Source organism: Stenotrophomonas sp. NLF4-10 (assembly GCF_022359915.1).
GTDB classification, from domain to species: Bacteria; Pseudomonadota; Gammaproteobacteria; order Xanthomonadales; family Xanthomonadaceae; genus Stenotrophomonas; species Stenotrophomonas daejeonensis.
This window is the reverse complement of record NZ_JAKSEE010000003.1, coordinates 3,078,679-3,090,949: the sequence shown is the minus strand read 5'-3', so window position 1 is coordinate 3,090,949 and position 12,271 is coordinate 3,078,679. Positions and strand designations below refer to the sequence as shown.

Annotated in this window: 12 protein-coding genes; 4 read left to right on the top strand and 8 right to left on the bottom strand. The window is 70.5% G+C overall.

Translation table 11 applies throughout. The features are described from left to right. Positions 1-321 carry a hypothetical protein gene (locus tag MIC98_RS14680; protein ID WP_239737658.1) on the top strand — a complete coding sequence of 107 codons (321 nt, stop codon included), beginning with the start codon at positions 1-3 and terminating at the stop codon, positions 319-321. 81 nt (positions 322-402) lie between these two features. Further along, entirely contained in the window at positions 403-816 is a 414-nt protein-coding gene (locus tag MIC98_RS14675; RefSeq protein ID WP_057641969.1) for a hypothetical protein, read from the top strand. A gap of 46 nt (positions 817-862) precedes the next feature. On the opposite strand, the gene lpxH is transcribed toward MIC98_RS14675, so the two are convergent. The 8 genes from lpxH to MIC98_RS14635 form a co-directional block, all read right to left on the bottom strand. Next, positions 863-1,603: a UDP-2,3-diacylglucosamine diphosphatase gene (gene lpxH / locus MIC98_RS14670; RefSeq protein ID WP_239737657.1), complete on the bottom strand. Its 741-nt coding sequence runs from the start codon at positions 1,601-1,603 to the stop codon at positions 863-865. 111 nt (positions 1,604-1,714) lie between these two features. Then, positions 1,715-2,254 (bottom strand): phosphatase PAP2 family protein, encoded by a 540-nt coding sequence (locus MIC98_RS14665; RefSeq protein ID WP_057641971.1) that lies wholly within the window; start codon positions 2,252-2,254, stop codon positions 1,715-1,717. Continuing rightward, complete coding sequence (locus MIC98_RS14660; RefSeq protein WP_239737656.1) at positions 2,235-3,371, bottom strand: glycosyltransferase family 1 protein; 1,137 nt, start codon at positions 3,369-3,371, stop codon at positions 2,235-2,237. Before MIC98_RS14660 ends, MIC98_RS14665 begins: the two co-directional genes overlap by 20 nt. A 263-nt stretch (positions 3,372-3,634) precedes the next feature. Continuing rightward, entirely contained in the window at positions 3,635-5,161 is a 1,527-nt protein-coding gene (ppx, locus tag MIC98_RS14655) for an exopolyphosphatase (protein ID WP_239737655.1), read from the bottom strand. A 100-nt stretch (positions 5,162-5,261) separates the two neighbouring features. Then, the gene (ppk1, locus tag MIC98_RS14650) at positions 5,262-7,349 is read right to left on the bottom strand and encodes a polyphosphate kinase 1 (RefSeq protein WP_239737654.1); all 2,088 of its coding nucleotides are present in this window, start codon (positions 7,347-7,349) and stop codon (positions 5,262-5,264) included. Next, positions 7,346-8,686 carry a phosphate regulon sensor histidine kinase PhoR gene (gene phoR / locus MIC98_RS14645; protein WP_239737653.1) on the bottom strand — a complete coding sequence of 447 codons (1,341 nt, stop codon included), beginning with the start codon at positions 8,684-8,686 and terminating at the stop codon, positions 7,346-7,348. Before phoR ends, ppk1 begins: the two co-directional genes overlap by 4 nt. A 229-nt stretch (positions 8,687-8,915) precedes the next feature. Beyond that, positions 8,916-9,602 (bottom strand): phosphate regulon transcriptional regulator PhoB, encoded by a 687-nt coding sequence (gene phoB / locus MIC98_RS14640; RefSeq protein WP_239737652.1) that lies wholly within the window; start codon positions 9,600-9,602, stop codon positions 8,916-8,918. A gap of 183 nt (positions 9,603-9,785) precedes the next feature. Beyond that, a complete protein-coding gene (locus tag MIC98_RS14635) occupies positions 9,786-11,435 on the bottom strand; it encodes a M48 family metalloprotease (RefSeq protein ID WP_239737651.1) in 1,650 nt (549 codons plus the stop codon). Positions 11,436-11,585: 150 nt separating this feature from the next. On the opposite strand from MIC98_RS14635, the gene grxC reads away from it, so the two are divergent. Further along, positions 11,586-11,873, top strand: coding sequence for a glutaredoxin 3 (gene grxC, locus MIC98_RS14630; RefSeq protein WP_057640612.1), 288 nt, complete (start codon positions 11,586-11,588; stop codon positions 11,871-11,873). Next, the gene (locus tag MIC98_RS14625; RefSeq protein WP_057640613.1) at positions 11,870-12,259 is read left to right on the top strand and encodes a carboxymuconolactone decarboxylase family protein; all 390 of its coding nucleotides are present in this window, start codon (positions 11,870-11,872) and stop codon (positions 12,257-12,259) included. The genes grxC and MIC98_RS14625 overlap by 4 nt, the downstream gene beginning before the upstream one ends. Positions 12,260-12,271 lie beyond the last annotated feature (12 nt).

The window sequence follows — 12,271 nt, the reverse complement described above, 5'->3', positions numbered from 1 at the left end:
GTGGATTTCCCGGCAACCTTGCAGGCCATCGGCACCGAACCGTTCTGGAGCGTGGAGGTGGCGGGCGATGTGTTGCTCTACACCACGCCGGAAACGATGGATGCGCCACGCCGGTTGCAGGCCACGCGCAGCAGCGATGCCGAGGGGCTGCATCTGGTCGGTGGAAATGGCGATGCCGGCTTGCGTCTGGACGTGCGCCGCGAGGCCTGCTCGGACGGCATGTCCGACCGCGAATACCCGTTCAGCGTGTCGCTGCTGCTGGACGGAAAAACCGCAAGGGGCTGCGCCTTCGACCCGGCTTCGCCACCGCCGCCGCAGTGAACCGTCGGCGGCGGTTCCGGTGGGAGGGACGAGGCTGCGGATGGGGTATGGTCATGCCATCGATGACAAGGGAGGGGACACATGCGGCAACGTGAACGCGGTTCGGCACAGGTGGGCGTCTGGGTGGTGACGGGGCTGGTCGCGCTGGTGCTGGTCGGCACTGCGTGGGCCGTGCCGAGGTACCGGGTGTACGCACAGGAGCTGCGCGGCAAGGCGGCCCTGGTCGAGGCCGAAAGCAACCGGCGCATCGCCGTGCTTGAGGCCGAAGCCGCGCGGGATGCCGCCGTCGCGCTGGCCGCCGCCGAAATCGAACGGGCCAAGGGCGTGGCCGAAGCCAACCGCATCATCGGCGACAGCCTGAAGGGCAACGAGGGCTACCTGCGCTACCTCTACATCGATGCGCTGAAGACCACGCCGAACCAGACCATCTACATTCCCACCGAGGCGGGCCTGCCCATCCTCGAGGCCCAGCGCAAGGCATTGCCGGCGCAATAGTCGTCCAGACGCGGCCGCCGGGCCTGCCCGGCAGGTTGCCGGATGCTCAGCCGAGGGCTTCCAGCCGGAAGCCGTCGGCGTCCACCCGCAGTACCGAGCCTTGTTCGTACCAGTCGCCGAGCACGATGCGGGTGCAGCTGGCGTCGCCCGCCTGCACCGTGTGCACGGCCGGGCGGTGGGTGTGGCCGTGGATCATCGTGTCCACGCCGTAGCGGCGGAAGGTGGCGACGACCTCGGCCGGGGCCACGTCGGTGACGGTCTCGAACTGGGCGCGGTCGCCTTCCTTCATTTCCGACTGGCGCGCCTGGCTGGCCGCGCGCGCCTTCTGCGCGAAGGCGATGCGCGCTTCCAGCGGCTGCGACAGGAACTGGGCGATGAAGGCCGGGTCGCGGGTCTGCGCGCGGAAGGCCTGGTAGGCGACGTCGTCGGTGCACAGCAGGTCGCCGTGCTGCAGCAGCACCGGCTTGCCGTACAACGGGACCACGCAGGGGTCGGGCAGGATGCGCATGCCGGCCCGCCTGGCGTAATCCTCGCCGAGCAGGAAGTCGCGGTTGCCGCGGATGAAGAACACCGGCACGCCGGCATCGGCCAGTTCGCGCAGCGCGGCGGCCACCGCGTCGGCGGCGGGCGAAGGCGTGTCGTCGCCGATCCATGCTTCAAACAGGTCGCCGAGGATGTACAGCGCCTCGGCCTGCCGCGCTTGCCCGCGCAGGAAGTCGAGGAACAGGTCGGTGATGGCCGGACGGCTGGGGTCCAGGTGCAGGTCGGAGATGAACAGCGTGGTCATGCCGGGCATTGTAGGGGCAACGCCGTCACGTCACCCGTAGGTCGGGGTTACATCCCCGGCTGCGTGAATGCCGGGAGGTGCGGGGTTGCCGGGCAGCGGCCGGCACCACCGTCAGAACGGCAGCGGCCACAGCTGCAGCGAGGCGGTGCCCAGCAGCAGGGCGATGCCGGTCGCGGCCAGCACGTCGCTGGGGTAGTGCAGGCCCAGCACCACGCGCGACAGCGCCACGCCGGCGCTGAACGGCAGCAGCAGCGGCGCCAGCCACGGGTAATACGCCAGCGCCACCACGGTGAACGACACCGCGTGCAGGGTATGCCCGGATGGGAAGCTGTATTCGTCCAGCGGCGCCACCCAGGCGCGGATGCGCAAGTCGGCGGCGAACGGGCGCGGGCGCCGGGTCCAGCGCTTGAGCACCTTGTACAGGGTCAGCGCGACCACGCCGGTGGCGGCCATGTGCGCCGAGGCGCGCAGGCCATCCATGCCGTCGGCCAGCACCAGCGCGCCCATCAGCAGGTACCAGAACACGCCGTCGCCGAGGCGGCTGAGCACCGCAAACAGGGTGCGGATGCCGCGGCGCCGGCAATAGCGGTTGGCCTGCCGGCACCAGCGGGTTTCGCGGGCGAGCAGGCCGTCAGGCGGCGGCAAGCGCATGGCCACGCCTCCGTTCGGAAAGTTCGCGCAGCAGGGCCTCGAACTCGGCGACCACGTGTTCCGGGTGCAGCCGCTGCATCGTGCGGCTGGCATTGGCGCCGAGCAGGGGGCGCAGGTCGTCGTCGCTGGCCAGCCGCAGGGCCGCGTCGATGAATCGGTCGTCGCTGTCGACGCTCATGCCGCTGTGTCCGTTCTGCAGGTGTTCGCGCGCGGCGCCGTAGTCGAAGGCGACCGTGGCCACGCCGCTGGCCATCGCTTCCAGGGTGACGTTGCCGAAGGTTTCGCTGCGGCTGGGGAACAGGAACAGGTCGCCGCTGGCGAAATGGCGGGCCAGCGCTTCGCCGCGCTGCACGCCGCAGAAGATGAAATCCGGGTTTTCCTGCGCGAGGCGCCCGCGCAGCGGCCCGTCGCCGACCCAGACGAAGCGTGCCTCCGGGCGCCGCTGGCGGAGGTGGCGGAATGCCTGCACCGCCAGCTCGAGGTTCTTTTCCGCGGCGATGCGGCCGACGTGGATCACCGCCAGCCCGTGGTCGCCCAGTCCCCACTCCCGGCGCAGCGCCGGGTCGCGCCGGTGCGGCGAGAACCGCGCGGTATCCACCGCCCGCGCCAGCAGCCGTGGCTGGCGGAAGCCGCTGTCGAGCAGGAAGTCGTGCAGCTCGCGGGTCGGGACCAGGGTGGCGTCGCCGCGGTTGTGGAAGCGGCGCATCCAGCCCAGCGCCGCCGGTTGCAGCCAGGCGGCGCCGTAGTCGGGCAGGTAGCTGTCGAAGCGGGTGTGCAGGCCGGTGGCGACCGGGATGCCGAGCCGGCGCGCGCTGCGCAGCGCCGACCAGCCCAGCGGTCCTTCGGTGGCGATGTAGACCGCGTCGGGGCGGTGCCGGCGCCAGTAGTGCGCCAGCTGGTACGGCGCCGGCAGGCCGAAGCGCAGGCCGGGATAGCGCGGCAGGGCCGCGCCGCGTACCAGCAGCTCGTGCGGCCCGGCGCTGTCCCCGGGCTGGCGCGGGCGGATCAGGTCCACCGTGTTGCCGCGCGCGCGCAGGCCGCGCTCCAGGCCCTGCACGGTCAGGGCGACGCCGTTGACCTCCGGCGGATAGGTCTCGGTGACGATGGCATAGCGCATGCGCGTTCTCCCGTTTGCATCAGCATGGGGACGGGCGGTGGCAGCGATGTGACCGATATGCGTCTGTGGAGTGACACGCGGATGCGAAGCCATGCCGCACCCGTAGATGCGGGGCTTGCCCCGCACGGGGCATTCCCGGTGATGCTTCGTGCGGGGCAAGCCCCGCATCTACAAGCACGCAGGTCGGGGTTACGCCCCCGACGCGGGAGGCCAAGGGCGTCGGGGGCGTAGCCCCGACCTGCGTGTCTCCCCGTTCCCCGTCCTCAAGCCACGAACGGCCGGAAGCTGATGCCCAGCCCGGCCATGCCCTCGGCCTCGCCGACCAGGTCGGCGCGCAGCAGCGGGCGGGCGTCGATGAAGGCCTTGTCCAGCACCAGCGACAGCGTGTTGCCGTCGATCGACAGTTCCAGCGTCGGGATCGGGTCGTCCTCGCGCGCACGATGCAGCAGTACCGCCAGCCGCAGCAGCGCGGCGGTGCGTTTGGCCGGCAGCAGCAGGCGCTCGGGCAGGGCGTCGAACGCGGCCTTGGGCACGTTGCGGCGGTGGGTGCGGATCAGCGCCGCCAGCACCTGCTGCTCTTGCCGCGAGAAGCCGGCGATGTCCGAGTGCTCGATCACGTAGCTGCCGTGTGTGTGGTAGCCGCTGTGCGCGATCATCAGCCCCAGCTCGTGCAGGTGCGCGGCCCAGCCGAGCATGCGGGCGTCGTCCGAATCCAGCTTCCAGCCCTCGGCCACCTGCTCGAACAGGCGCTGCGCGGTCGCCTCCACGCGCTGCGCCTGGGCTTCGTCGATGGCATAGCGCCGGGTCAGCGCCGCCACCGATTCGTCGCGCGGGTCGTTGTCGCCGGCGCGGCCGACGATGTCGTGGAGGATGCCCTCGCGCATCGCCGCCTTGCTGACCAGCAGCTTCTGCAGGCCCAGCGCCTGGAACGCGGCCTCCAGCACCAGCACGCCGCCGGCGATGATCGGCCGCCGTTCGCTGGACAGCGTCGGCAGGTTGATGTCGTCGATGTGCTTGGCGCGCAGCAGTTCCTCGCGCAGCTGTGGCAGCGCTTCGGCGGTGATCGCGCCCTTGCTCAGCTTCATCGCCGCGCAGATCTCGCTGATCGCCTTGTGCGTGCCGGACGAGCCCAGCGCCTCGTCCCAGCCCAGCGCGCGGTACTTGGCCGCGAACGGCTGGAACTCGGCGCCGATCTCGGTCAGCGCGTCCTTCCAGCGCTTCTTGCTCAGCTTGCCGCCGGGGAAGAAGCGCCGGGTGCTGGCGATGCAGCCGGCCTGCAGGCTCTCGCGTTCCAGCGGCTGCATGCCGGCGCCGATGATGAATTCGGTGGAGCCGCCGCCGATGTCGATCACCAGCCGCCGCTGGCCGGGTTTGGGCGGCTGCGCGTGGGCCACGCCGAGGTAGATCAGGCGCGCTTCCTCGCGGCCGCTGACCACCTCGATTGCATGGCCCAGCGCGGTTTCGGCCGGCATCAGGAACGACAGCGGCGAGCGCAGCTGGCGCACGGTGTTGGTGGCCAGCGCGCGCACCCGGTACGGCGGGATGGTGCGGATGCGCTGGCCGAAGCGGGCCAGGCACTCCAGCGCGCGCTGCCGCGCCTCGGCCGACAGCCCGCCCTTGCCGTCCAGCCCGTCGGCCATGCGCACCGTCTCGCGCAGGCGGTCCACCACCCGCAGCTGGCCGAGCAGGTAGCGGGCGATGACCATGTGGAAGCTGTTGGACCCCAGGTCGATGGCGGCCAGCAGGTCGCCGTCCTGCAGGGGGGGGAAGGTCGGGGGGGACTGGGGCATGGCGGAATGGTAGTGGATGGCCGGGACGGGTGTGTAGGAGCGCACCTCGGTGCGTGGGAGGCTTTCCCGGCAAAGCGCCATCGCGCAGCAAGCTGCGCTCCTACAGCGCTTCCAGCAACGCCTGCTGCGCCGAGTGCGGCGCCTGCCCCGGCTGCGGCTCGCACTTGCGGTAGTGGCCGTCGGCCTGCAGTTCCCAGGCGTTGAGGTTGTCGTCCAGGTAGTTCTGCAGCACCTCGCGGTGGATGCGCTGGACCAGGTTGTCGTCCAGCACCGGGAAGCAGGTTTCCACGCGCCGCAGCAGGTTGCGTTCCAGCCAGTCGGCGCTGGCGCAGAACAGCTCCGGCCTGCCGTCGTTGCCGAACCAGTAGACGCGGCTGTGTTCGAGGAAGCGGCCGACGATCGAGCGCACCCTGATGTTGTCGGAAATGCCTTCCACGCCGGGGCGCAGGGTGCAGGCGCCGCGCACGATCAGGTCGATCCGCACGCCGGCCTGCGAGGCCGCGTACAGGGCGCGGATCACCTGCGCCTCGTTGAGCGCGTTCATCTTGGCGATGATCCGTCCCGGCCGGCCTTCCAGCGCCAGCCGCGTCTCGCGCTCGATCCGCTGCAGCAGCCCGCTGTGCAGGGTGAACGGCGATTGCAGCAGGCAGTCCAGCGTCCTTTTCGAGGCCAGCCCGGACAGTTGCTGGAACAACTGGTGCACGTCGTTGCCGATGTCGGCGTCGGCGGTGATCAGGCTCAGGTCGGTATAGGCGCGCGCGGTGCCGCTGTGGTAGTTGCCGGTGCCCAGGTGCACGTAGCGGCGCAGCTTGCGGCCCTCGCGGCGCACGATCAGCAGCATCTTGGCGTGGGTCTTGTAGCCGACCACGCCGTAGACGACCTGCACGCCGGCGTCCTGCAGGCGGTCGGCCAGTCCGAGGTTGGCTTCCTCGTCGAAGCGCGCGCGCAGTTCCACCACCACGGTCACGTCCTTGCCGTTGCGCGCGGCCTGGATCAGCGCGTCGACAATGCCCGAGTCCTTGCCGGTGCGGTACAGGGTCTGCTTGATCGCCAGCACGTTCGGGTCCACCGCCGCCTCGCGGATCAGTTCCAGCACCGTGCCGAACGAATCGAACGGGTGGTGCAGCAGCACGTCCTTGCGCGCCACCGCGGCGAAGATGCCTTCCGGCGCCTTGAACACGCGCGGGGTCATCGGCGGGTACTTCAGGTCCGGCCGCTGCACCAGGTCGTAGACCTGGATCACGCGGTTGAGGTTGACCGAACCATCGATGCGGTAGGCCGCGTTGTCGGACAGGCCGAAGTTCTGCAGCAGGGTCTGCACGATCGGTTTGGGGCAGTCGTGGGCGATCTCCAGCCGCACCGCCGGGCGGTAGCCGCGGTCCACCAGCTCGTCGCGCAGCGCCAGCGCCAGGTTCTCGACCTCTTCCTCGTCCACCACCAGCTCGGAGTTGCGGGTGACCCGGAACTGGTAGGCGCCGCGCACGTCCATGCCGGGGAACAGTTCGTCGACGAAGGTGGACAGCACCGCCGACAGCAGCACGAAGTTCTGCGCCCCGCCCAGCGATTCGGGCAACTGGATGATGCGCGGCAGCGAGCGTGGCGCGCGCACCACCGCCAGGTGCCCGGCGCGGCCGAAGGCGTCGGTGCCGGTGAGCACCACGACGATGTTCAGCGACTTGTTGAGGATCTTCGGGAACGGGTGCGAGGGGTCCAGCCCCAGCGGCGACAGCACCGGCATGATCTCGTTGCGGAAGTAGGCGCGCAGCCAGCGGCGCTGGCGCGCGGTCCACGCCGACGGCGACAGGATGCCGATGCCGGCCTCCTGCAGCGCCGGGCGCAGCACCTCGTTCCAGCAGCGGTACTGCTGGTCCACCAGTTCGGCGGCGCGGTCGTGGATGGCCGACAGGATCTGCTGCGGGCTCAGCCCGTCCGGCGCCGGCGGCAGGCCGAACTCCTGCGCGTGGCGCACCGCCGCGGCGCGGATCTCGAAGAACTCGTCGAGGTTGGTGCAGGAAATGCACAGGAAGCGCAGCCGCTCCAGCAGCGGCACCTGCGCGTCCATCGCCTGCGCCAGCACGCGGAAGTTGAAGTCCAGCTGCGACAGTTCGCGGTTGATGTACAGCGCCGGATCGCGCAGCGGATCGGCGGCGGGAGCCGCTGTGGCGACAGGCGGGACGGAGGGATTCATGCCGGGGAGTCTTCGGTGGGGGCGGTAGGGAGGGCGATGTCGCGCGGGCGCACGTGCTCGGCGTCGAAGTGGCAGGCGAACACGCTGCCCTGGCCCACCTCGCTGCGGATCTCCAGCCGCGCCTGGTGCAGGCCGAGTATGTGCTTGACGATGGACAGGCCCAGCCCGGTGCCGCCGCTCTCGCGCGAGCGACTGCTGGACACGCGGTAGAAGCGCTCGGTCAACCGCGGCAGGTGGCTGGCGGGGATGCCGTAGCCGGTGTCGGTGACCGACAGCACCGCGCCGCCGCCCTCGCGGGCGAAGCGCAGGCTGATGCGGCCGCCGGCCGGGGTGTAGCGCACCGCGTTGGTGACCAGGTTGGAGAACGCGCTGTGCAACTCCTTGTTGGAGCCGGCCAGGTCCACCCCGGCGGTGTCCTCGACGCTGATGTCATGGCGGCCCTGGCTGTGCGCCTCGGCCTCGCGGCGCAGCGAGGCCAGCATCGAGGTCATCGCCACGGTTTCCAGCTCGGTGTGCTGCTGCGACTCCAGCCGCGACAGGGTGAGCAGGTCCTCGACCAGCTGCGCCATGCGCTGGCTCTGCTTGCGCATCTCCGCCAGCATCGGCCCGGTGTCGGGGAAGTCCTCCGGGTCCATCATGTCCAGGTAGCCGTGGACCACGGTCAGCGGCGTGCGCAGCTCGTGCGAGACGTTGGCGACGAAATCGCGGCGCACCTGCTCCAGGTGCAGCAGCTTGGTGACGTCGCGCGCCACCAGTAGCCAGTGGTGGTCCGAATACGGGATCAGCCGCAGGTGCAGGCGGATGCCGGCATCGACCGGCGAATTGGCGTCGAGGATCGGCTCGGCGTTGCGGCCGCCGGCCAGCCAGTGCGCCAGCGGCAGCGGTTGCAGGCGCTCGACCAGCGGCGCGCCCATGTCGGCCGGGTGGCGCAGGCCGAGCAGGCCGGTGGCCGCCTCGTTGAACCACTGGATGCGCTGGGTGTTGCGGTCCACCACCACCACCGCGTCGGGCAGCGCCGCGGCGGCGGCGCGGTAGCTGCGCAGCATGTCCAGCAGGCGCCGCTTGCGCGCGCGCATTTCCTGCTGGTTGCGGTACAGCAGCCGGTCCAGCTCGTTCCACACGCCGGTGCCGTCGCGGGTTTCCCAGCGCTGGCGCGCGGTCAGCCGCAGCAGCACCTGGCGCAGCCGCCAGTAGTGCCAGGCGAGGATGCCCAGCGCGGCCAGCGCCACCACCGAGGCCGGCTTGCCGAGCAGCGCGCCGAGCAGCCCGGCCAGCAGCAACAGCGCGGCCACGGTGGCCAGCGTCTTCAACCAGGCGGATCGGAATTGGCGGGGCATCGTGGGGAGGCGGGGAATGTGGGAACGGGGAATGCGGGGTGATCGGGCGCCCGTTACATGCAGGCGGGAAGGGAGTGCTTGTGCTGCTTCAACTATTGCGCATCAGGCAGGGAAAGGGGAGCCGTGGGGCCATGCCGTGGTTTTGCGCCGTTCCGGTGATTCCCCGCTTTTCACCTACCGACTCCCGGCCTTGCTTCATTCCCTGTTCCCCGTTTCCGTGTTCCCCGCTTCAGGATGCCGAGAAGCGGTAGCCGGCGCCGCGCACGGTCTGCACCATGTTCTCGGCACCGAACGGCTCCAGCGTCTTGCGCAGGCGGCGGATGTGCACGTCGATGGTGCGCTCTTCCACGTAGACGCTGCCGCCCCACACGTGGTCGAGCAGCTGCGAGCGGGTATAGACGCGCTCGGGGTGGGTCATGAAGAAGTGCAGCAGGCGGTATTCGGTGGGGCCGATGGCCACCGGCGCGTCGTTGGCGAACACGCGGTGGGCGGCGCCGTCGATGCGGATCGGGCCGACGCCGACGCTGCCGTCCTCGTCGTCGTCGCGGGTGCGGCGCAGCACCGCGCGGATGCGCGCCAGCAGCTCGCGCGCCGAGAACGGCTTGACCACGTAGTCGTCCACGCCCGCTTCCAGCCCGCCGACGCGGTCGTTCTCCTCGCCGCGCGCGGTGAGCATGATGATCGGCACCTCGCGGGTCAGCGCCTCCTTGCGCCAGCGTCGGGCCAGCTCCAGGCCGCTGGTGCCGGGCAGCATCCAGTCCAGCAGGATCAGGTCCGGCACGTGGTCGGCGATGGCGGTCTGCGCCTCCAGCGCGTCGCCGGCATGCACCGGCTCGTACTCGCCCTTGCGCAGGGCGAAGGCGACCATGTCGCGGATCGCCGGTTCGTCGTCGACTATCAGGATGCGTTTGAGCACGTTTTGCCTGTCATGGAGCCCGTTCGGCCGCGATTAGACTACGGTTTGATGACGGGTTTGTGACAGCAATGACGAGCGTGGTGGCCTGGCACGCAGGTCGCAGGTCGCAGGTCGCAGGTCGAGGCTACGCCCCCGACACCTCGACATGCTCCCATGTGCGACCGTCGGGGGCATGGCCCCGACCTACCGGCGCTGCATGTCCGGGTCGCGCTGGCCCAGCCGCCGCATCTCCAACACTGTCGGCATGATCGCCTCGATGCGGGCATCGACGCGGGCGCGGCCGACGTAATCTAGCGCCGGCTGCTTGAGCAATGCCTGGAACTGCAGCAGCGCCTGCTCGGGGCGGCCGTTCAGGTAGGCGGCCTCGGCATAGGCCTCGCTGGCGCGGGTGGTGTCGCCGGCCAGTTCGCAGGCGCGGGCGAAGGTGCGCTGGAACACCGGGTCGTCGCCGGCGCGCGCCAGCAGCGGGCGCAGCATCGCCTGGGCGCGCTTGCCGGCCTCGGCGCCGCCCTGTTCGTTGAGCACCTGCGCGTAGGTCAGCGCTACCGGGCGACTCTGCGGCAGCTGCCGCAGCAGCGCGTCGAAGCGGCGGTTGGCGTCGTCGTGGCGGCCGCTGCGCGATTCGGCCTCGCCCAGTGCCAGGCCCACCCACAGGTTGTCCGGGTACTCGGCGTGCAGTTCCTGAAGTTCCTGCAGCGCCTGCTGCACCGCCTTGCCGCCGTCGCGCAGCTGGGCGATGGCCACGCCGTAGCGCTGCGGGTCGCTCAGGCCGTCCTTCTGGCTGCGGCGCAGGTCCTGGTATTCGCGCACCAGTTCGGACGGGGTGGGCGCGCTGAGCACGCGCAGGCGCTCGCGCGCCCAGTCGAACTGGCCGCTGGCGCCGCGCGGCAGGTCCAGCGACGGCAGCGACAGCTGCATCGAGCCGGGCAGCAGCGGGTTGCCCAGCGTGGTGAGCGGGTCGGCGGCCGGGTCGGACGGGTCCACCCGCTCCTGGCGCACGCCGCTGGGCGTGGTGGTGGTCAGCAGCACCGTGTCCTTCTTCATCTGCTCGGCGCGGGCCTTGGCCTCGCTGATGCGGGTGACGGTGACCGGGTGGGTGCGCAGGAAATCCGGCGTGGAATAGCCGCCCTCGTTGCCGCGCATCGCCGCCGCCATGCGCTCGAAGAAGCCGGCCATCGCATCGACGTCGTAGCCGCTGCGCGCCAGCGTGCGGATGCCGAGCCGGTCGGCCTCCGATTCGTTGGAGCGGGTGAAGTTGATCTGCAACTGCTGCATCAGGCCCATGCCGGAGGTGATCGCGGCCATCGTCGCGTCGCCCGAGGAATTGCCGCCGGCCTGCTGCGCGGCGACCACCGCGGCCAGCATGCCCAGCAGGATCGGGATCTGGTCGCGCTGCGCCTTCTCGACGCTGCGCAGCACGTGCTGCTGGGTGACGTGCGAGATCTCGTGCGACAGCACCGCCGCCACCTCGTCCTCGCGCTGCGCGGTCAGCACCAGCCCGGCGTTCATGCCGATGTAGCCGCCCAGGGTGGCGAAGGCGTTGATCTGCCGGTCCTTGAGCATGAAGAAGGTGAATGCCTGCTGCGGCTGCGCGCTGTTGGAGCCGAGCCGGGTGCCCATGCGCTGCAGCCAGTCGTCGACCAGCGGGTCGTCGACCAGGTAGCCATAGTTGCGCAGCTCGCGCAGCATCATGCCGCCGTACTCGGCCTGCCGCGCCGGGGTCAGCAGTTCGCCGGCGGACGAGCCGATGTCCGGCAGCCTGCTCTCCTGGGCGGAGGACAGCGGGGTGGCCAAGGCCAGGGTGACGGCGGTGGCGAGCAGCAGCGTGCGCAAGGCAAGGCTCCGGTGGGGCTGGACGGAGGATGACGGGGAAGCGGCGGGGCGGGGTGAAGCACAGATTAACCCGCAGTGTTCCAGCGACGGGCGGTGCAAGGGGCCTGTGGAATCGGCGCGGCCGCTACCATATGCAGACAACAATCCCGCGTGGAGTTTCCCGTGAGCAACCAGACCCCCGAGATCACCATTTATTCGACCGCCGTGTGCCCGTACTGCGTGGCGGCCAAGAACTTCCTCAAGAGCAAGGGGCAGTCGTGGACCGAAGTGCGCATCGACCTGGACCCGGCCGCGCGCGAGAAGATGATGACGCTGACCCGCCGCACCAGCGTGCCGCAGATCTTCGTCGGCGAGGTCCACGTCGGCGGCTACGACGACATGATGGCGCTGCACCGCGAGGGCAAGCTCGAACCGCTGCTGGCGGGGCAGGGCGCATGAGCGGCGCGGAGAAGGACCGCCTGGCCGAATTCACCGAATTCCGCCAGCGCATGAACCAGCGCATCCTCGCCGAGCCCAACCAGGTGGTGCGGCGCTTCTTCGCGCTGGACACCCAGACCTACCAGGCCGGCGCGCTGGACGTGAAGACCAAGGAGCTGCTGGGGCTGGTGGCCTCGCTGGTGCTGCGCTGCGACGACTGCATCAGCTACCACGTGGCCCAGTGCAAGGACGCCGGGGCCAGCCGCGAGGAGCTGTTCGAGACGTTCTCGGTCGGGCTGGTGGTCGGCGGTTCCATCGTCATCCCGCACCTGCGGCGGGCGGTGGATTTCCTCGACCAGCTCGAATCCGGGGCCGCGCAGGCCCCGGCCGGGCACGACCACGGCTGAACCTGCGACCTT